The 21,407-nt window shown below is 38.2% G+C and carries 20 protein-coding genes; 13 read left to right on the top strand and 7 right to left on the bottom strand.

Features of this window, described 5'->3' with window-relative positions; genetic code table 11:
- From N784_RS06000 to N784_RS05955, 10 genes are all read left to right on the top strand, one after another.
- Positions 1-1,353, top strand: coding sequence for an acetyl-CoA carboxylase biotin carboxylase subunit (locus tag N784_RS06000; RefSeq protein WP_036833295.1), 1,353 nt, complete (start codon positions 1-3; stop codon positions 1,351-1,353).
- Positions 1,350-1,568 (top strand): acetyl-CoA carboxylase biotin carboxyl carrier protein subunit, encoded by a 219-nt coding sequence (locus N784_RS05995; RefSeq protein ID WP_036833294.1) that lies wholly within the window; start codon positions 1,350-1,352, stop codon positions 1,566-1,568. The genes N784_RS06000 and N784_RS05995 overlap by 4 nt, the downstream gene beginning before the upstream one ends.
- Before the next feature lie 9 nt (positions 1,569-1,577).
- Positions 1,578-2,486, top strand: a complete 909-nt coding sequence (locus N784_RS05990) for a hydroxymethylglutaryl-CoA lyase (RefSeq protein WP_036833292.1) — start codon at positions 1,578-1,580, stop codon at positions 2,484-2,486.
- Positions 2,486-3,268 (top strand): enoyl-CoA hydratase, encoded by a 783-nt coding sequence (locus N784_RS16575; protein ID WP_036833410.1) that lies wholly within the window; start codon positions 2,486-2,488, stop codon positions 3,266-3,268. Before N784_RS05990 ends, N784_RS16575 begins: the two co-directional genes overlap by 1 nt.
- Positions 3,269-3,280: 12 nt before the next feature.
- Positions 3,281-4,816 carry an acyl-CoA carboxylase subunit beta gene (locus N784_RS05980; protein ID WP_036833290.1) on the top strand — a complete coding sequence of 512 codons (1,536 nt, stop codon included), beginning with the start codon at positions 3,281-3,283 and terminating at the stop codon, positions 4,814-4,816.
- Positions 4,817-4,891: 75 nt separating this feature from the next.
- Positions 4,892-6,358 carry a UDP-N-acetylmuramoyl-L-alanyl-D-glutamate--2,6-diaminopimelate ligase gene (locus tag N784_RS05975; RefSeq protein WP_036833289.1) on the top strand — a complete coding sequence of 489 codons (1,467 nt, stop codon included), beginning with the start codon at positions 4,892-4,894 and terminating at the stop codon, positions 6,356-6,358.
- A 408-nt stretch (positions 6,359-6,766) separates the two neighbouring features.
- Positions 6,767-7,438 (top strand): response regulator transcription factor, encoded by a 672-nt coding sequence (locus N784_RS05970; RefSeq protein ID WP_036833288.1) that lies wholly within the window; start codon positions 6,767-6,769, stop codon positions 7,436-7,438.
- On the top strand, positions 7,411-8,844 hold the full coding sequence (locus N784_RS05965) for a sensor histidine kinase (protein ID WP_052127156.1): 1,434 nt from the start codon (positions 7,411-7,413) through the stop codon (positions 8,842-8,844). The genes N784_RS05970 and N784_RS05965 overlap by 28 nt, the downstream gene beginning before the upstream one ends.
- Before the next feature lie 21 nt (positions 8,845-8,865).
- Entirely contained in the window at positions 8,866-9,438 is a 573-nt protein-coding gene (locus N784_RS05960) for an SCO family protein (RefSeq protein WP_036833287.1), read from the top strand.
- Between the two features lie 20 nt (positions 9,439-9,458).
- A complete protein-coding gene (locus N784_RS05955; RefSeq protein ID WP_036833286.1) occupies positions 9,459-10,211 on the top strand; it encodes a FixH family protein in 753 nt (250 codons plus the stop codon).
- Positions 10,212-10,255: 44 nt separating this feature from the next.
- On the opposite strand, the gene N784_RS05950 is transcribed toward N784_RS05955, so the two are convergent.
- Both N784_RS05950 and N784_RS05945 read right to left on the bottom strand, forming a co-directional pair.
- Positions 10,256-12,211, bottom strand: coding sequence for an AMP-binding protein (locus N784_RS05950; protein WP_036833285.1), 1,956 nt, complete (start codon positions 12,209-12,211; stop codon positions 10,256-10,258).
- A gap of 136 nt (positions 12,212-12,347) precedes the next feature.
- Positions 12,348-12,725, bottom strand: a complete 378-nt coding sequence (locus N784_RS05945; protein WP_036833283.1) for a PadR family transcriptional regulator — start codon at positions 12,723-12,725, stop codon at positions 12,348-12,350.
- A 263-nt stretch (positions 12,726-12,988) separates the two neighbouring features.
- On the opposite strand from N784_RS05945, the gene N784_RS05940 reads away from it, so the two are divergent.
- The 3 genes from N784_RS05940 (at position 12,989) to N784_RS05930 (ending at position 16,235) form a co-directional block, all read left to right on the top strand.
- Positions 12,989-14,137: an NAD-dependent epimerase/dehydratase family protein gene (locus tag N784_RS05940; RefSeq protein ID WP_036833282.1), complete on the top strand. Its 1,149-nt coding sequence runs from the start codon at positions 12,989-12,991 to the stop codon at positions 14,135-14,137.
- Between the two features lie 93 nt (positions 14,138-14,230).
- Entirely contained in the window at positions 14,231-15,361 is a 1,131-nt protein-coding gene (locus N784_RS05935) for a glycosyltransferase family 4 protein (protein WP_036833280.1), read from the top strand.
- A 466-nt stretch (positions 15,362-15,827) separates the two neighbouring features.
- The gene (locus N784_RS05930; RefSeq protein ID WP_036833278.1) at positions 15,828-16,235 is read left to right on the top strand and encodes a hypothetical protein; all 408 of its coding nucleotides are present in this window, start codon (positions 15,828-15,830) and stop codon (positions 16,233-16,235) included.
- A 767-nt stretch (positions 16,236-17,002) separates the two neighbouring features.
- On the opposite strand, the gene N784_RS05925 is transcribed toward N784_RS05930, so the two are convergent.
- The 5 genes from N784_RS05925 to N784_RS05905 form a co-directional block, all read right to left on the bottom strand.
- Positions 17,003-18,382, bottom strand: coding sequence for a YjiH family protein (locus tag N784_RS05925; RefSeq protein WP_052127155.1), 1,380 nt, complete (start codon positions 18,380-18,382; stop codon positions 17,003-17,005).
- A 496-nt stretch (positions 18,383-18,878) separates the two neighbouring features.
- The gene (locus N784_RS05920; RefSeq protein WP_036833276.1) at positions 18,879-19,259 is read right to left on the bottom strand and encodes a hypothetical protein; all 381 of its coding nucleotides are present in this window, start codon (positions 19,257-19,259) and stop codon (positions 18,879-18,881) included.
- A 180-nt stretch (positions 19,260-19,439) separates the two neighbouring features.
- The gene (locus N784_RS05915) at positions 19,440-20,354 is read right to left on the bottom strand and encodes an RluA family pseudouridine synthase (protein WP_052127154.1); all 915 of its coding nucleotides are present in this window, start codon (positions 20,352-20,354) and stop codon (positions 19,440-19,442) included.
- Between the two features lie 35 nt (positions 20,355-20,389).
- Positions 20,390-20,800, bottom strand: a complete 411-nt coding sequence (locus N784_RS05910; RefSeq protein ID WP_036833274.1) for a gamma-glutamylcyclotransferase family protein — start codon at positions 20,798-20,800, stop codon at positions 20,390-20,392.
- Between the two features lie 99 nt (positions 20,801-20,899).
- Positions 20,900-21,352 carry a hypothetical protein gene (locus tag N784_RS05905; RefSeq protein WP_036833272.1) on the bottom strand — a complete coding sequence of 151 codons (453 nt, stop codon included), beginning with the start codon at positions 21,350-21,352 and terminating at the stop codon, positions 20,900-20,902.
- Between the last annotated feature and the right edge of the window lie 55 nt (positions 21,353-21,407).

Below are 21,407 nucleotides of genomic sequence, written 5' to 3'. Positions count from 1 at the left end.
ATGTTTCAGAAAGTTCTTATTGCCAATAGAGGGGAAATCGCTTCTCGGATTATTCGCACATGCAAGAAGATGAACATTCAAACGGTTGCGATTTATGCGGAGCCAGACGAAGATAAACCATTTGTACAAGAAGCGGATGAAAGTTATCCATTAGGTGGTGCAAAGGTTCATGAAAGCTATCTTGATGTAGAAAAGGTGTTAGAAATAGTTGCGAAATCTGGTGCTGATGCTGTTCATCCGGGCTATGGCTTATTAAGTGAAAATGGAGACTTTGCCAAAACGATGGAACAAAAAGGCGTTACGTTTATCGGACCTTCCCCTGAGGCGATGGCGAAAATGGGGGATAAGGTGCAAGCGCGGAAAACGATGCAAGCAGCAGGTGTTCCCGTTATTCCTGGTACAAAAGATGCTGTAGCAACAGTTGAAGATGCCATAGAAGCTGCTCATTCTATCGGTTATCCGGTCATGTTAAAAGCAGCAGCAGGTGGTGGCGGTATTGGGATGCAAGTCGTTCATTCTGATGAAGAGTTGAAGAAAGCTTTCGAAAGTAATTCAAGGCGTGCCCAAATGTTTTTTGGAAATGGAACGATGTTTTTAGAGAAAAGGATTGTCCGTCCTCATCATGTTGAAATGCAAGTGCTAGCCGACAAATTTGGAACGACCATACATTTATTTGAACGCGAATGCTCTATTCAACGGAGGCATCAAAAAGTAATTGAAGAAGCTCCTTCTCCGTTTATTTCAGAAGCAACAAGGCAACAGATGGGAGAAGCGGCGATGAAAGCAGCGAAAGCGATTAGTTATTACAATGCAGGTACGGTTGAATTTCTCGTTGATGATCAGCAGCAATTTTATTTTCTGGAGATGAACACAAGACTTCAAGTAGAACATCCAATCACAGAACAAATTACTGGTGTGGACCTCGTGGAAGAGCAACTTCGAATTGCAGCTGGAGAAGCGATTCGATATAAGCAGGAAGATATTTGTATAGACGGACACGCTATCGAAGTGCGCATTTATGCAGAAGATCCGCATACCTTTTACCCTGCGCCAGGACAAATTACAGCGCTGAGCCTTCCACAAGGTGAGAGTGTCCGTCATGAATTAGCAGTAAACGGTCATTCCTTTGTATCGCCATTTTATGACCCTATGATTGCTAAATGTATTACAAGCGCTGCTACAAGAAGCGAAGCAATTCACGTGATGTGCCAGGCATTACAAGATTACTCAATAGAAGGCATCAAAACGAATATTCCAATGCTAAAGCAAATCGTAAACACTGAAGCATTCCAATCAGGTAATACGGACACTAGTTTTATAGACGTTCACTACGTGAAGGAGGAAGCAAAATGATTGAGGTTAAAGCAAATATGGCAGGTAGTGTGTGGAAAATCGTAGTTGCACAGGGCGATGAAGTGACAGACGGACAAGACCTTGTCATTCTAGAGTCGATGAAAATGGAAATCCCGATACAAACAGATGAAGATGGCACTGTAGTTGATATTAAAGTGCAAGAAGGTGATTTTGTCAATGAAGGCGACGTGTTAGCAACTATTAAAGAATCTTGAGGTGATAGTGTGCACATACCACAACAAGCGATATTGAAAGAGGTAGGTCCACGTGATGGGTTACAAAATGAGTCTACGACGATTTCAACAGATGACAAAGTCGAATGGATTAACCATCTGTCAGAAACAGGGCTAACGTATATTGAAATTACGTCCTTTGTGCACCCGAAATGGATACCGCAATTGAGTGACTCGCTGCAAGTGGCTAAACAAATTAAGCGCAAGCCTGGTATAACGTATGCAGCGTTAGTACCAAATCAAAAAGGGTTAGAACGTGCATTAGAAGCGGATATGGACGAAGTGTCTGTGTTTATGTCCGCTTCAGAATCTCATAATCAGTACAACATCAATAAAAGCATCAATGCGACATTTCCAGTATTACAGCAAGTTGTTTCGGAAGCAAGGGCAGCGAATAAATCTGTTCGAGCATACGTATCGACGGTATTTGGTTGTCCTTATGAAGGAGAAGTGAAGCTGGAGCAAACGCTTCGTGTGTGTGATCGACTATTTGACATGGGGATTGATGAGCTATCTATTGGAGATACGATAGGCGTAGCAAACCCTATACAAGTAGAGAACGTATTAACCACATTAGAGCGATATTATGACAAAAATGCTATCGCCTTACACTTCCACAACACTCGAGGTACGGCTCTCGCTAACGTACTCACCGCCTTGCAATGTGGTTATGCAACTTTTGATAGCGCTTTAGGCGGTTTAGGTGGTTGCCCATACGCTAAAGGTGCGTCTGGAAATGTTGCGACCGACGATTTACTTTATATGCTTAGTGAAATGGGGCTGACTACAGAGGTTGAGCTACCGAAGCTATTACAAGCTGGAGAATTTATACAAAATAAATTGAAGAAATCTTTACCAAGCCACCAGATGCAAATGGTGAACAAAGGAGGAATTACATGATGACATCTACCGTAACTCTAGAGCGTAAAGGTGATCATATTATATTACTTACATTAAATCGACAAGAAGCAGCGAATGCATTTTCCTTACAGCTGATGGATGATGTTATACAAGCAACGAAAGAAATTAATAAAATGGATGATATTCGTTGTGTCGTTATAACAGGAGCAGGCGATAAAGCATTTTGTGCAGGTGCAGATTTGAAAGAGCGATCTACAATGAATGAACGGCAAGTCGTTGATGCAGTACATAAAATCGGTCAAACCGTAAACGCGGTCGAGCAAATACGAGTACCAGTAGTTGCTGCCATCAACGGTGTAGCCTTTGGCGGAGGGATGGAATTAGCTTTGGCTTGCGATATCCGCTACAGTTCTGACATGGCAAAGATGGGATTAACGGAAGTAAGCCTCGGCATTATTCCAGGTGCCGGGGGAACGCAGCGTCTTCCTCGTTTAGTCGGTGTGGGAAAAGCAAAGGAACTTATTTATAGTGCGAAACGAATCGACGCTCACGAAGCGTATCACATAGGCATAGTAGAGCGGGTCATTCCTCAACAATTGTTAATGAATGAAGTGCTCACATTAGCGTCTCAAATTGCTAGCAATGCCCCCATATCCTTAATACAAGCAAAAAAAGCAATCCAAAAAGGCCAAGAGGTAGGATTAACGACAGGACTTTCCTTAGAGTGGATGTGTTATGAAGCGACCATTCCAACAGAAGATCGCTTAGAAGGATTACGCGCATTTAAAGAGAAGCGCAAGCCAGTCTATCAAGGAAAATAGGAGGGATGGAAGATGAATACGAACGTAGAGCAAACATTGCATTCGCGTATAGAAAAAATTAAACAAGGAGGCGGAGAAAAGTATCATCAGCGGAATGAAGAAAAGGGAAAAATGTTTGTGCGAGACCGATTAGCAATGCTTTTAGACGATGATCTAGATATAGAAGATGCTTTTTTTGCTAACTGCCAAGCTAATTCTTTACCTGCAGATGGGGTTGTAACAGGCATTGGAAAAGTGAATGGACAGAAGGTTTGTGTAATGGCCAATGATTCCACGGTAAAAGCAGGTTCATGGGGGGCTCGTACAGTCGAAAAAATAATTCGGATTCAAGAAACAGCCCAAACATTAGAGTTGCCTATGCTTTATTTAGTTGATTCAGCGGGTGCTAGAATAACCGATCAAGTCGAGATGTTCCCTGGTCGACGAGGCGCAGGACGTATTTTTTATAATCAAGTGAAATTATCTGGTTGCGTGCCTCAAGTTTGTTTATTATTTGGACCATCTGCGGCAGGTGGCGCTTATATTCCGGCTTTTTGTGACATCGTCATTATGGTTAAAGGAAATGCATCGATGTATTTAGGCTCACCACGAATGGCAGAGAAAGTCATTGGTGAGAAAGTAACACTTGAAGAAATGGGCGGTGCCAAAATGCACTGTGCGGAATCTGGTTGTGGAGATGTGTTAGCGAAAACGGAAAAAGACGCGATTGCCTATGCGAAGCGCTATTTATCATATTTTCCAGCGAACTATAAAGAGAAGCCACCAATTCAACTAGCTAAATCAACCAAGTCTTCTGAGAAAACAATTAAACAATTACTACCAGATAATCAAAATGCTCCGTTTGATATGTATGAATTCATTGATCATATCATTGATGAAGATTCTTTCTGTGAAGTGAAGCGGTTATTTGCAAGGGAATTAATTACAGGATTAGCCCGAATCGATGGCAAGCCAGTTGGAATCATTGCGAACCAGCCTCGCATGAAAGGTGGCGTTTTATTTCATGATTCTGCGGATAAGGCAGCCAAGTTTATTCAGCTATGTGACGCCTTCCATATTCCGCTACTATTTCTTGCTGATATTCCTGGGTTTATGATTGGGACAAAAGTTGAAAAAGCTGGTATAATACGACATGGAGCAAAGATGATTTCTGCAATGAGCGAAGCAACCGTTCCCAAAATATCGGTAATTGTAAGAAAAGCATACGGCGCAGGGTTGTATGCGATGGCTGGCCCTGCTTTTGAACCAGATTGCTGCATTGCATTACCGAGTGCGCAAATTGCGGTTATGGGACCGGAAGCAGCAGTTAATGCTGTCTATGCGAACAAAATCGCTGAACTTCCCGAAGAAGAACGCGCAGCATTTATAGCACAAAAGCAAGCAGAGTATAAGGAAGACATCGATATTTATCGCCTGGCCTCTGAGATGATTATTGATGATATTGTGGAACCAGAAGACTTACGTTCCCTATTAATTCGCCGCTTTGCTGCCTATGAATCAAAAAATAAGACGTTTACAGAACGCAAACATGGGGTTTACCCAGTATAATGAAATGATGAGCCTCCGTTTAGAACTAACTTACGGAGGTTTTCCCATTTAAAAACGAGAGGGGAAGGTGCGAACATGCAAGTAAAAGAAGTACTAGCAAACGTTGAGTATGAACTTATTCAAGGTGATGTAGAAACGACTATTGAAGCAATCTCTTATCATTCCAAGCATATTAAGCAAGATTCCCTCTTTATTTGTGTAAAAGGTGCTCGAACTGATGGCCACGATTACATCGCACAAGCCATTATGAAAGGTGCTTCTGCCATTGTCATTGAAAGGAAGGTGGCATTAGCCTTTATTCCGCCGAATTTCCCTGTCATATTGGTAAAAGACACGAGGGCAATCTTGTCAGCAGTAGCTATTGAATTCTATCAACATCCATCGAAGAACTTTCGCCTTGTTGGTGTGACAGGAACAAATGGTAAAACGTCTGTAACACATATGATTTCTTCTATACTCCAATCTACCAATCGCAAAGTAGGGAGCATAGGTACGTTAGGAAATAAGATCAACGAAGTAGATGTAGAAACGCGCCGCTCTACACCTACTACACCGGAAGCATTTGACTTACAACATGCATTTGCGAAAATGAAGCAATCAGCTGTATCCGACGTTGTTATGGAGGTTACATCAATTGGATTAGCGAGGAAGCGAGTACAAGGTTCGCAATTTGATATCGCGATTTTTCTTAATTTATCCCCTCATCATATAGAAGAACATGGCTCATTTGAACAGTATAAAAATGCGAAACTATTATTATTTCAATCTACTCCTTTTAGTATCATTAATATGGATGATCCATACGGAGAAGAAGTGATGGACGCGTGTACAGGGAAATATGTCACTATTTCCACCCAGAATGAGCGAGCGGACTTTTATGCAATTCCACATGCTTTAACAGCAGATTGTGTCTCATTTACGTTTCATCATAAAGAAATGCAAGAGGAGTTTAGCATCCCCATTCCAGGAAGCTTTACGGTGTATAATGCGTTAGCCGCAATAGCGTGTTGTTTGCAATTAGGTTTATCATTACCAGAAATTCAAGCAGGATTACAGCAAGTACAAAGCCCAATAGGGAGATTACAAACTATCCAAGCAGAAGAAGGCTTTTCTGTTATGATTGATTATGCTCACACGCCAATTGCATTAGAGAATGTGTTAAGCAATATTCGTGCTTATACAAAAGGGAAATTACTCATCGTGTTTGGTTGCGAAGGTGAAATACGATATGAAAACCGTAGGAAAATGGGAGCGGTTGTGAGTCGATGGTGTGATCACATTATACTAACAGCAGATAACCCTCGAAACGAACCATTGGACCAAATTACAAATGAGATAAAGAGAGGGCTATCTATCAATGCTAGTTATGAAATCATTGAAGAACGCGAGCAAGCCATTAAGCGGAGTATACTATTAGCAGAACAAGGAGACATCGTACTCATCGCTGGTAAAGGGCATGAAACGCATCAAATCATTGGTGATGAGCATTTCCCTTTTCATGATCAACAAATCGTTGAAGAGTATGTAAATCGCACCTATTAACGAGCAATAACAACATATGCATTTTAGCACCCTATTAAGCACAAGCCTAATAGGGTGCTATTGTGTACAAGAAAAGACGCAATAAAAAAAGGGAATTTCGTAAAGATTTCATATTTATGCTTTATACTAACGAATGTTGCACAATTACTTAGATATTGTCTGCCGTTACATTGTAAACGGTTTCTATTCAAAGGTTCTGTCAAAGAAATGAGAATACAAACGCTAAATAGACTTCTATCAATGATAAGAAAGATATAGGAAGTACATTAGTTTTTTTCGTCAATTGCCATAGCTCTTGTGCATTATTGAAAATAGATTATAATGAATATTTGACGTTGGATGGAAATGTATTAAAAACGTAGCCTCCAGTCGTTGTATAATATCGACTAAGATAGGAAGGGTTTAGCGATGTTGAAAGATCGAATTCTGATTGTAGATGATGAACAAGAAATGATTCAATTATTAAAGTCTTATTTGCGCGGGGATTTTGAAATTTATACTGCTAATGATGGAGAAGAAGCGATTTACGTTGTACAAAATCATGAGATTGACTTAGTTTTATTAGATATTATGATGCCGAATATGGATGGAATGACGGCTTGTAAAGAAATTCGTTCATTCTCTGATGTGCCAATATTATTATTAACAGCTAAAAGTGAGGAGTATGACCGAGTAGAAGGGTTAAGAAGTGGCGCTGATGATTACATTGTGAAACCTTTTAGCCCGAAAGAGTTACTAGCCCGAATAGAAGCTGTTCTCCGGAGATCGAAAGGCTTTAAACGAGACTTTACGAATGTATTGCAATTCGAGGAGATCCACTTGAATATTGAAAGGCATATCGTCAAAGTAAAAGAAAAGGAAGTCGTTTTAACACGAAAAGAGTTTCATTTGTTGCAATTATTTATGAGTAATCCAGGTCACGTGTATACGAGAGAGCAACTACTAGATAAAATTTGGGGATTAGACACAAATGGAACGATTAGAACGGTTGATACCCATATTAAAACACTCCGTATTAAGTTACAATTAGCCGGGAAGTACATTAAAACGGTATGGGGAGTTGGCTACAAATTCGAATAGACCATTTCACAAGCACAAGAGGAATTAGAGAGAAAATATGGGTAACCTTAACAATAGTATCCTTTCTCACAATTGTCACCGGATTTGGTTTAACCTTTTACTTATACGAAAAGTTTTATGTGGAGAATCAGAAAGAACAATTGCTACAGCAAGGTGAGGATTTAGTTGCTGAATATTACACTAGTCATGGTGGCGATTCGTTCTATACACGATTGTATTGGACAAACGAAAATTCAATAGCAGAGGTCGTGTATATCGAAAATGCGGAAGACCTTCAAAGCGGGGTAACGATTCAAGACGAAAAGTATGACACGATTATAAACGAGGAAGAACGACAAAAGCTTTTAAACAATGAGTCGGTCGTATCGGTTCATCGATTTCCGTCATTTGAGAGCAATATGCTAGCTGTTCTCCTGCCAATTTTTCATCAAGAGCAGTTATCCAGTGTCGTACTATTGTATATGCCGCTTCAAGACGTATATGAACCTTTTGAATCATTGCGACTCATTTTATTCGGCGCACTAATGTTGTTGATCTTATGTATTATTTGGATTGGGAAGGAATTAACAGATCGTCTTATTGATCCTCTCTTACAGATGAAAAACATCTCACATAAAATGGCTCAAGGAGATTTCACGCAACGTATTCACGTCTACTCTTACGACGAAGTAGGGGCATTGTCCGAATCCTTCAATCAATTAGCTTATTCATTAGAAATGGTCGATGAGCAAAGGCGTGAATTTTTGCAAAATGTGTCGCATGAACTACGCACGCCTTTAAGCTACATAAGAGGATATACTGAAGCGATTTTAGATGGAGTAGTGAAGGATGAAGAAGAAGAGAAGCGGTATATCGCCATTATTCATCGAGAAGTAGATCGTTTAAATCGCCTCGTCAATGACTTATTGGATTTAGCACAATTAGAAGGAGATTCCTATCCGATGAAGGCTGAACCTATTCCGTTTGCGCAGTTAGTGCATGATGTTGTCAATCGTTTTCAACTACGAGCAAAGCAGCAGTATATAACGATAAAGCAAGAGGTAGATGAAGGTGCTATTGTAAACGGGGATTCGGATCGATTAGAACAAGTTGTAAGTAATGTATTAGATAATGCCCTGCGTTATAGCGACTCATCAGATACGATTACATTACGTGTTGTACAAGAAGGATATAATGTACTGTTTAGCATTGAAGACACTGGATGCGGCATCCCCGAGGCAGACGTAGCCAAAATTGCAGAACGTTTTTATCGAGTGGATAAAGCAAGGACTCGTAAACATGGAGGCGTTGGGTTAGGTTTAGCTATTGTGCAACAAATTGTGGAGAAGCATAATGGTACGATTAAGATTGAATCAGAATTGGGGATTGGAACAAAAATTATCGTCACATTACCTGCATTTTTATAGTGCAAAAGGAGAGAAATTATAATGAAACAATTGAAATGGCTCGTATTACTCGTCATGATTCCATTATTAGCGGCATGTGGGGGAGAAGAAATTGAAACGAACATGTCTGAAACGGTACAAGATTTTTCTTATACGAATCAAGCGAAGGAAACTGTATCTCTTGGAGACTATGAAGGACAATGGTGGGTGGCGGACTTTATTTTTACGAACTGTAACACGGTCTGCCCGCCAATGACAAGTAACATGGCAAAAGTTCAACAAGCTGCGAAAGAAAAAGAGTTAGACATTCAATTTGTATCCTTTAGTGTGGACCCAGAAAACGACACACCAAATAAATTGAAAGAATTTGGTGATCAGCACGGTGCAGATTATAACAATTGGTCTTTCTTAACAGGCTATGAATTTCAAGAGATTAAAGAGTTTGGTATGAAATCGTTCAAAACGTTAATTGATGATATTGAGAATAACGATCAAATGTTACATCAAACGAGTTTCTATTTAGTGAATCCACAAGGAAAAGTAGTAAAGAAGTATAACGGTATTCAACAAGAGCAAGTGGAATTACTAATTAGTGATATTGAACAAATTCAATAACCTAAATGGAGGAATGGAAGATGAAGGGAAAACTGTTTTTATTTGCGATACTATCCATGCTAATATTAGCGTTAACTGCGTGTGGAAATGAAGAATCAAATGAATCAGAAGAGTCGCTTGAACCAATTGAAGTGGAAGTATCAACAGATCCATCGAAAGAGGAGCTGATGCCGAATGAAGACTTCACCATTGGAGCGACGGTAACGCATAAGGATGAGCCTGTAAATGATGCAGATGAAGTTCGTTTTGAGTTTTGGCAAGAAGGACAAGCAGACGATGAGCATGAAATGATAGATGGTACGTTATTAGAAGATGGTATGTATACAATCGATAGGAACGTAGAAGAAGCAGGCACGTATTACGTAATTGCCCACGTAACAGCAAGAGAAATGCACAACATGCCGAAAGAAACGTTACAAATCGGGAATATAGCAAATGATAAGGTAGCGGATGCGTCCCATGAAGGTCATAGTGAATCGGAGCAAGATATTATGGCACATATCATGGTTGATGATGAAGTGGAAGTTAATAAAGAAATTAGCCTTGTAGGTCATCTGCAACAAGATGAGGCCCCTTTCACTGATGCAGAAGTTCAATTTGAAGTATGGCAAAAAGGCGAAGAGAAGCATGCGTTTATCGATGCAACAGAGGGTAAAGACGGTGAATATACAGCGGCTCACTCCTTTGAAGAAAGCGGTGAGTATATCGTGAAGTTCCATTATAAAAAAGACGATTTACACGATTATGCTGAAAAAACGATTACGGCTCAATAAATAACAGAAGTAGCTCCAGGTAATCAAAATCCTGGAGCTATTCTTTATTCGTTCGTAGCGGTTTGTCCATAGCTTTGAATTTGTTGTAACACTTCACTATTTTCTAAAGCGGAAAGATCGCCGCTATCTTTGTTTAAAAAGGCAGCTTTCATCGCGCGTCGCATGACTTTCGCATTACGCGTTTTAGGTAGATCAGATACAAAGAACAAGTTGCTAGGAGCTAATGCTTTTCCTAGCATGTTTACCGCATGCTTCATCAGTTCTTCTTTTCGTGTAACATTTGAGCTTGCATCATTTAATACGATAAATGCGATAGGTGTTTCGCCTTTTACGTGATGAGGAATCCCAATCACACCTGCTTCTAATACGGATGGATGTTGAGTGAAGACAGATTCAATTTCCGCTGGACCAATTCGTTTCCCCGCAACATTTAACGTATCATCAGACCTTCCTGTAATCGTATAAAATCCTTCTTCATCTACAATAGCCCAATCTCCATGCACCCATGTATCTGGGAAACGGCTCCAATACGTTTGCTCATAACGATTATTTTCTTGATAAAACCCATTCGTCATTCCTACCCATGGCTTTACTAATACAAGTTCGCCAACTTCATTACATACTGCATGTCCTTGATCATTATAAATGTGTACATCCATTCCAGGTAAGGCAGCATTGAACGTAATAGGGCCTATTGGCTTAATTAATACGTTACCAAGCATACCACCAGATATCTCTGTTCCACCAGAAAAGTTGATAATAGGTACCTTCGATTGACCAACTTCACGAAATAACCACATCCATGGCTCAGGGTTAAAGGGTTCTCCTGTAGCACCTATGGCTTTTAAAGAGGTAAGGTTATGCTGATTTACCCATTTCGTTCCATGATTCATTAAAGAGCGAATAAGAGTAGGAGATATACCTAAGTGAGTTACGTGGTGCCGTTCTACTATATCCCATATTCGATTTGGCTTCGGGTAGTCCGGTGTCCCTTCAAACATGACAATCGTTGCACCATTCATTAATCCACCATATACGAGGAATGGACCCATCATCCAGCCCATATCGGTATACCAAAACAATGTGTCCTTCTGTTTCACATCCATAATAATACCTGCATCAAAACACGCTTTAATTGGAAATCCACTATGGGTATGGACGGCGCCTTTCGGTTTGCCGGTTGTTCCGGATGTATAAATAATCATAAAAGGGTCTTCGGCATTCATGTGTTCAGTAAACACTTCCTGTGAAGCTTCTTGTAGCATATGAGTCCAAGTCACATGACGCGAGGGTTCAAGTTCTAGCGATTTACTTAGCCGTTCTACAACGATGATTTTTTCAATGGAAGGACAGGAGGCAACTGCCGCTTCCGCTTCTTGCATCATATCATGCGTTTTACCCCGCCGTTTATAACCATCAGCGGTAACGAGTATTTTTGCTTGTGATGCTTGAATACGTGTTGCAATGGCTTCTGATTTATAACCAGAGAAGGCTGGGGTAAAGATGGCTCCTATTTTGGAAGCGGCGAGCATAGTATATAATGTTTCCGGAATCATTGGTAAATAAATAGCGATGATGTCTCCTTGACGTATCCCTAATTCGTAAAAGGCAGAAGCGGTTTGATCAACTTGTTTCTTTAACTCGTTATATGATAGGTGAAGTGTTTCGCCATCATCGCTTTCCCATATAAGGGCTGTCTCATTTGCCATATGTGGTGTTTCCGCCCACTTATCGACCGCATTATACGTTACATTCAGCTTTCCGTTTATGAACCATTTTGGATACTTCATTCCATAAGAAAGATCAATTGTTCGCTCATAAGGTTGAAACCATTCGACTCCTAATTGCTTGACAGCTTCATCCCAAAACCATTCGATGTGATCGATTGATTTCTCATGAAAATCATTATAATTCGTAAAACCAAGCGATTTCATCCAATCGTACAAACGAGTTTGCTTTTGATAATGCTCTGAAGGAAACCATACTGCGTGTGTGGACAAAGAAAACCCCTCCCGATACAAAAATATTCTGAATATTATACTTGCTATTATACCTTATTCTGTAAGAGATTTGAAAGGGAAGAATGAATTTGCCTATGGAAAGAAAAACAACGAGAGATGCATTGCTCTCCCGCTGTTAATAAATTTCTTTCATAATCCGCTTCAAAATATCTAATTGTTCATCAAATAAAATTTTATATTTTTTCTTAAGCACTTCAAATTCTTCTGAACCTTTTTCCGTTACGCGATACCAATACACTTTTTGGCGTTTTTTTTCATGAGATTTATAATCTTCTTTACGCTGCAGCAATCCTTCATCCGTCATGGCATGAAGCGTATCAAGCAAAGTAGAAGGAGCGGGACGCCAATTTCCTGTTAATTGTGCGAATTCCTCTTTAAAATGTTCGCTAATCATCGTCGTTCGTTTATGGAGAAGATGTAATACATAAAATTTTGTAAATTGAGCAGCGGACATATTCAAAGCAAATTTTTTCGGATTATTCTTGCTAGACATGTAGAAACAACCACCTTTACTAGATTTATCACCATTTTATCATAGAAATACTTAGTAGTAAGTGATAATAATAGTAAAATAACTTATTACTGTAAACATATTAAAGATGTGTTACAATATTTATTGAATTCTTTACTTGATTTTAAATTTTCTTACATATTCTTAATAAATATCAATAAAACTATGGGTGATTTTTTTGCTCGTTTATTGATATGATGATAATGTTAGGAATATATAAAGAGTGGTAAGGGGGATAACAAGCTATGAGAATAATTGTTGCAGGAGGAGATGGGTTCTGTGGTTGGCCAACTGCGTTATACCTATCTAAGCAAGGACATGACGTGACGATTTTAGATAATCTAGTACGTCGTAAAATTGATGAAGAACTTCATTCTAATTCTATTACACCAATCGCGTCTTTAGAGGATCGAGTTGCTAAATGGAAAGAGCTTACGGGTAAAGAAATTAAAACATTTGTAGGTGACTTAAATCACTACGATTTCTTACGTGAAGTATTTCGTCAAGTACAACCAGAAGCATTTGTTCATTTCGGTGAGCAACGTTCTGCGCCTTATTCTATGATAGACCGTGAGCATGCTGTTTACACACAAACGAATAACGTAGTAGGTAACTTAAACGTGCTTTATGCTATTAAAGAACTTGCACCTGATTGCCATCTAATTAAGTTAGGTACAATGGGTGAGTATGGTACACCAAACATTGATATCGAAGAAGGGTATATTGAAATTGAGCACAAAGGACGTAAAGACGTGCTTCCATACCCGAAGCAACCAGGATCTTTTTACCACTTATCAAAAGTGCATGATACTCATAACATCATGTTCGCATGTAAGATATGGGGAATTCGTGCAACAGACTTAAATCAAGGAATTGTGTACGGTTTACATACTCACGAAACAGAGATGGACCCAATGCTAGTAAACCGTCTAGATTATGACGGAGTATACGGAACTGCGTTGAACCGTTTCTTAATTCAAGCTGCTATTGGTCATGATTTAACTGTATATGGATCAGGAAATCAAACAAGAGCATTCCTTAATATTAAGGATACTGTTCGTTGCGTTGAGATTGCAGCAGAGAATCCGGCTGACAGAGGGGAATTCCGTGTATTTAACCAATTTACAGAATGGTTCTCTGTAAAAGAACTTGCTGAAATGGTTCAAAAAGTAGCGAAAGAAGAAGGATTAGACACAAAAGTAGCTTCCATTGAAAACCCACGTATTGAAAAAGAAGAACATTATTACCACGCAGTCAATACAAAACTACGTGATCTTGGACTAGAGCCACATCTATTAGATGATGAAGTGCTTCGAAGCATTCTAAAGGCTTCAATCGAACACAATAATCGTGTTATTAAAGAAAATGTATTACCGAAAGTAACTTGGAAATAATAGATTCAATGCGTATCATTTTGTATAAGGCTGAAGCACATTCCTATTGCTTCGGCCTTTTGTTTGAATTTGGTCATAAAAGGAGTAGATAAAGTGAAGATTGCGATTGTAACCGAAACGTTTCTTCCTTCTACAGATGGTGTTGTCACACGCTTAACAGAAGCGATTAAATATGCACGACAACAAAATCATGATGTTGTTGTGATTGCGCCTGATTTAGGCGTAACAGAGTTCGAAGGAGCAATTATAGAAGGGGTGAAAGCGACAAAGCTTCCTTTTTATCGATATCGTCCTTTTTCTTTACCTAATAAAATAGTGAAAGATTTATTAAATAAACATCAACCAGATCTCGTTCATGTTGTAAATCCGGCATTGTTAGGGGTTAGTGGAATTAAGTATGCAAAGGAGCTACAATTTCCACTGATAGCATCTTATCACACTCACGTACCGAAATACTTAGATTATTATAAATTATACCCATTAAAGCCATTGTTATGGTGGTATTTTAAACGATTACACAATAAGGCTGAACTAAACATGTGTACGTCACAAGCAGTCAAAGGGGAACTAGATAGACACGGTTTTCGCAACGTACACGTTTGGAAACGCGGTGTCGCCATCGACCGATATCATCCAAGCCATTACAATATGGAGATGCGTAGACGTTTATCAGGTGGTGAGCCTGACAAGAAGTTACTTGTGTTTGTTGGGCGTTTAGCTCCAGAGAAAGAGATTCATAAACTTAAACCGTTACTTGAGCAACGAAATGATGTCCGGCTTGCTATTGTAGGAGATGGACCTGTGCGAGATCAATTAGAGCAAAGGTTTGCCGGCACTAATACCATTTTTACGGGATTTTTACATGGGGAGGAGCTCTCTCAGGCGTTCGCTTCCGCTGATGCGTTTATTTTTCCGTCTGTTACGGAAACGCTTGGTCTCGTTATACTAGAAGCAATGGCATCAGGTCTACCGGTTATTGCAGCTAAAAGTGGTCCTACAATGGAACAAGTTGATGATGAACGCACTGGTTTGTTATTCGAAAATGAAGACACTTCAAGCTTAGTTCATGCAGTAGAGAAGTTAGAACAGAGAACTTTGCATGAAGCCATGCGTGAAAATGCACGAGAAGAAGCAGAGAAGTACAGTTGGACAATACCTTCACAACAAATCATTGAAGTATACGAACAGATACTAGGTGTCACACCAATTAAGAAAGCACAATGAATAATAAATACGGAAGAGAACAGTATTGTTTTAATTTCAACCAAAAAATAGGTAGGGTAATGTATAACATCTGCGATTCTTATATTGGTCCGATTATAATTGTATTGCTGTATTTGCTTACAAAAAAATATTATTAATTGGGATTTCTTTGATTTGGTTAGTTCATATTAGTATGGATCGAGCTATTTGATATAGACTTAAATATGCCTCTAGTTTTAATGACACAACAATTCAAAAAGTTTATTAAATGGGTATTCACTTTCTTGAGTTGAGTCGTATTTATATGATTGATAAAAAATTTTTGATGTTGGTAAGAGCCCTTTCTTTTGGTTATTAGCAAGTCCTTTTAACTAACCATATTAGAAAGGGATCTTTCATTTGACGCATGACACATAAGCATTCAGATGGTATTGACGAAGTATTCATAATAATAGAATGGATTCTTTTAGGTAGGAGGTTAAATAAAGTGAACGGTTCCCCGAATGGAATGAAAGTTGTTCTTCCAAAAGGATGTGATAATGCTCCTAGGAAACAAATCGTTATTGATTTTACAGTAGCTATGGTGATGAAGAAAAATGAAGTCATTAAAGAATATGCAGATGAATCTATTATATGGTATCAATTAAAAGATAATAAAAAAATAGAAGGCATTGTCTCTTTTATTTCTGCTTTGCATGATGAAAATAAAAACCTTATTACCGGCCTTGAAATTTACCAAGTAATAACACATGGGAAATTCGCTTCAATTAATGGTGTGATATTATTAGCAAATGACACAACAATTGATTTCTGCGATGTATATATGTTTAGTAATGCGTCAAAGTCTGGAAAGGTAAAGGAAATAAAATCATATACAATGCTGCCATTAAATTAAAGGTTTGTGTACGTCAAAGCGGGAGCATCTGAAATAAAACTGTGCCAACTATAGCTTCAAAGGATCATTATGCTTAACAAACAAGGGAGTTATCCAATGACCAACACAAACACGAACAAACGTTTCTGTAAAGTATAAAACATTAACAGAACATTTTTTGGCATGATGATTATACATGAATATACGTATACAAAAACGATAAACCATTCATACAAATGAAATGAATCAAGTAGTATGGATCAAGTCAAAATATTTATACCAAAAGGTTCATGATGATGATGAGTAAAAGATCTATAAAAAAGACATACAAAGAAATGTTTCATATCCCATCTCACTATCACAAGTTTACTTCTGAAATGAGATATGAAACAGTTTCAAACAATGACTTCCTATAATATATATTATGTAAACTAAGAAATTTATTTTTTATGAAAGGCTCTACTCCTTAAAGTTCCTATAATATCTTTACTGGTGAACTTGTCTTTGACACATTCCTTATAATTACAAGATGTTTTATCCATACTACATTACTATGGGATTAACAAACTCCTGTAGTTTCTGAAATAAGTTCTTCATTGCTCTATTACTTTTACTTTCGTTTTTTTACTTATAGGTAACAATCTATAACTCATTCATTTTTTTAAGGTCCCTCCATACTCTATAACCATCAGTTAAAAAATTATATACCTGCTTAAAAGGATCATAATAAAAAACAACAAAATGCACCTTCTTATTATGGAAAGTTGCATTTTGTTAAGTTAAAAGGATCAAAAAATGATATGTGCGCTTATAACGACGATTGGTAATGTAATACACGTACGGATTAAGAAGATAATCACTAAATCTAAAAACTTTACCGGTAGCCTTGAGCCTAAAAGCAAGCCACCCATTTCAGACATATAAACTAATTGAGTAACGGATACACAAGCTATAACAAAGCGCGTTAGTTCACTTTCAATGCCGCTACCAATTACGGCTGGTAAAAACATATCTGCAAATCCTACGACCATGGTTTGAGCGGCCTCTGCTGCTTCAGGAACTTGCATCCAAGTAAGAATCGGTTCAAATGGCTTGCCTAAAATTGTGAAAAACGGTGTGAATTCAGCGATAATGAGTGCTACTGTACCGATCGCCATCACAATCGGCAAAACACCTAGCCACATATCTAGTACGTTTTGGACTCCTTCTTTTATAACTGAAAGAGGTCCTTTATTTTTCTGTGCTTTTGTCACAGCTTTACGAAATCCCCATGTAATCATATTATGTTGTTCTGGAATGCTTGATTCTTGTTGAGCTGTGGCTTGTTCATACACAACATCTTCTTTTTTAGACAAAGGTGGTATACGTGGCATAATCATCGCCGCAATGATTCCAGCTATCGTAATCGTTATATAATATTGCAGGAAATAACTCTCTAAGTCTAAATAAGATAATATGACGATTGTAAACGTAATCGATACAACGGAAAATGTAGTGGCTACAACAGCTGCTTCTCTTTTTGTGTAATAGCCTTCTTCGTATTGTTTCGTTGTTAATAACACACCAATCGTTCCATCACCCACCCATGATGCTAAACAGTCAAGTGAAGAGCGACCTGGTAACGTAAACAATGGGCGCATGATCTTAATAAGTAAAGTTCCGACAAATTCTAATAAACCAAAATTCAATAGTAATGGTAACAATAAGCCCGCTAATAAAAACGTAGTTAAAAGTATTGGAATGAGATCATAAATTAATAATCCTCCAGATACTTCAGAGTGTATGAAGGAAGGACCCCATTGAGTTATGGTAATAACAGCGAAAACGCTCCCTAAAATGCGTGCGAGTAACCAAAATGGACTAACGTGAAGCAAACGCTTTAAAAATGGCCGACTTAATATAAAATGAGGCTTTATCCACACAGCGATGCATGATCCAATCGTGGATAGAACCATGACGGCAACAGCAATAAGTGGAATAGAATCAACTAAATACGCATTGATTTTACTTGCGAAGAAAGCGACAGGAACTGTGATACCGTCTTTCGTTGTTATAGGAATAATAAAAAATAGAATACCTATTAAAGATGGGATAATAAATTTCCATACATCCGACATCGTAAAGGATTGTATGTGTGGCGATTGTTTCATTTTTACGTCTGGTTTCATGTGCATTCCACCTTTTCTTAATCGTTACTCTAAAACATTTCTTGTGAGGAAAATAAAAAAACAATGATAACAGAATCGTTGTTTAGATGGTATAAGTCCTCTAGTGGCATTCCATGTGGAGTGGATAAGGTAATGTTTTCACTGTTTTGGTTTAAATTGTAGTACAACCAATAGGCAGCAGCATAAGAGCTCCTAAATCCCACTAAATAAACCCGGTCCGCTACAATGAGATGATCTACTACCTTCCATACGTCACGTTCGAAATATCCAATTGATTCTCAAAATGATTCAACACCGATTGCTCCTTCTGAATGACATCACTAGTGATCGTCGATTTATCGTCAATCGGTTCAAGAAATCACGGAGCAAGGAAATACTTCATAACCATATTGTATAGTATAAAAATAGTAAAAATCAATAAAAGATTCTGATAGTTCTAACTCTTGTAGATATAAAAAGCCCTTACCTCATCTATTTTGGTAAGGGCTTTCCGCATTTAAATACTCCATTCTTTAGCGACTTTCATTTCATTGAACATGTGATAATATCTCTTTTGATTCATTATTAATTGGTCATGGTTTCCTGTTTCTTCAATTTGTCCTTTGTTTAATACAATAATTTGATCTGCATCTTTAATTGTATTTAGGGCGATAACGATAACCGTTTTATTAGCGGTTAACTCGTTTATTGCGTTTCTTATTTCTAATTCATTATCGGCATCAAGTGAGGCGGTGGCTTCATCTAATAATATGATAGGAGCATCTTTTAAAATAGCTCTAGCAATAGATATACGTTGCTTATTCTCCTTGTTAGTCTTGAATAAAAACAAATCCCCTTGCCTTATGTTAATTCTCTTTTGACCTGGCAACACAATCAAATCGACATCTCCTGTATAACAATAGCCGAGTTCAAAAATGTCATCTTCATACTTGTTATTATCAAATGTTGTATGTAGTTCTCCTTGAAACGATAATTTACTAATTTTTAAGCCACCTTCGAGTATATATCTAGTTAGGTTTCCTTTCCCTACCTGATCTTTTGTTGACTGGATCCTCTATTAAAGGTAGTGATCCGCTTCACCAGAAAACATAGAATCCCCTTCTATAAATGGTGCTAAGCACGTAATTGACTCTTTGGAAATAGGATGCGGAAAAGTAACTTTAGCAGCGTGTAGCGCCTGTCTATCTCCTTTTCTTCCACCGTATAACGTATCCCCAAGCAAAGGATGATCTATGTGTGCCATATGTACTCGAATTTGATGTGTTCTTCCTGTTTGCAATTGTAATTTAACAAGTGTTACATCCTGCTTTCCATGATAGCTAACGACCTCGTAGTTTGTGACAGCTTTCTGACCAGTAGGAGATATGCGGCGCCGTGAAGGATGATGGCGATCACGTCCAATCTTTTCACTAATGGTCCCTTTCTGTTCTTTAACTTTACCTTGAGCGAGAGCTAAATAGGTACGTTTGATTGCCCGTTGCTCTAATAGACGATCCATTGTTGCGGATGCTAACGAGTGCTTCGCAAAAATAACCGCTCCTGTTGTATGTTGATCGAGTCGGTGAATATGACGTACCTTAGCTTGTAGACCGGTCTTAAGATAATGATAGGCAACACCGTTTGCTAACGTATTCTTATCCCCTTCTTCATTTGGATGAACATTTATCCCAGTCGGTTTATTCACGACGAGTACATGATCATCTTCATATAGAATATGTAAATTCATATCTGTTGGATAAACCCCTAATGCTTCAGGAATAAATAGATGGATGAGCAACTCATCTCCTTCTTGCAAAATCGATGACCAAGGCATTACTTTCTCATTAATTTTAGCCCCTTTACTCATTCGCAGCTGATGCAGTTGTTTTTTCGGAATGTGTATGTCGCTTTTCAAAACATGTTCAAGTGAATGATTACTCCAATCCTTAGGAACTTGGAGCTCCAGCCATTCTCCTCGTTTAATCATTTGCATTATGTCATACCTACTTTCATTTCTATTACCTAAATTTATTTTTCATGTTCAGACTGCGTGCAGTATTCGTTCCAATCACCAGAAGATATGTACTGCTTACACAAATCTTGATTCTTCCCTTCTATATACACGCTTGCTTTCATTTCGCCGGTAGTTGTATAAACTTCCTGTACGATACGTTCATATAAGTTATCATGGGAATCTTCTCCATGAAATCCTTCTAATTCATCAAGAGCAACTAGCCCTTCATCTGTCACTTCATATAACTCACCATAAACGTTATCGGTCGGTATGGAATGAGTGAATACCGGATAGCCCAAATATGTGTCGAATAACTTTCCCTTTGTCCAGCAATGCTCCTCAATACAACGAGCACCGTTTAGTATTGCGTGGTTTGATTGTCCTTTTCTTAAAGTGCCATAGCAAAATACGATGTGTGTTGTCATGTGATTTATCCTCCAAGCCTATTCTACTATTTATGTTCTCAGTCACATTTACTCTATATCTATAATAGTAACAAATTACTTGTTTTCGAAGTTTATTGTTTATTCAAATTTACTGTACACTAACGAACCATTAGACACTTCTATTAATTTAACATCATCATTGCTATAAAACTCAATGGTGTACCCCTCACCTAATATGCCGTAATAATTCAAAGACATATCTGTAAAATCTTTAACTAGTGCCTCCCAGCTTTCTCTATCTAATTCCCCATCAATTATATCAGACACCGCTGTTTGGATAGTGCTATCATCTTTAGGTTTTATAGCGTAAGTCTTATCTTCCCTTATAAAAACTACTTCTGCTTCATTCGCAAGACTTCCTTTTGTTATTTCTAACATATTTTTTTCCTCTTCACTCATATTTACAACTTCACTATCCCAATCGATTAATTTACCACTACTGTTTTTATCCTTTATAGCTGAGTTGAAATAAAATGAGAACCATACTATAAGTAGTAGTACGATTGCGATTACTGTTAATGACTTCTTCATGAAATCACACCCCTATAACAAAATATTAGTGCAGTTGCTACAACGAAACTACAAC

Source organism: Pontibacillus litoralis JSM 072002 (assembly GCF_000775615.1).
Lineage (GTDB): Bacteria > Bacillota > Bacilli > Bacillales > BH030062 > Pontibacillus > Pontibacillus litoralis.
The sequence above is the reverse complement of the archived record's forward strand: the minus strand, read 5'-3'. Positions and strand labels throughout refer to the sequence as shown.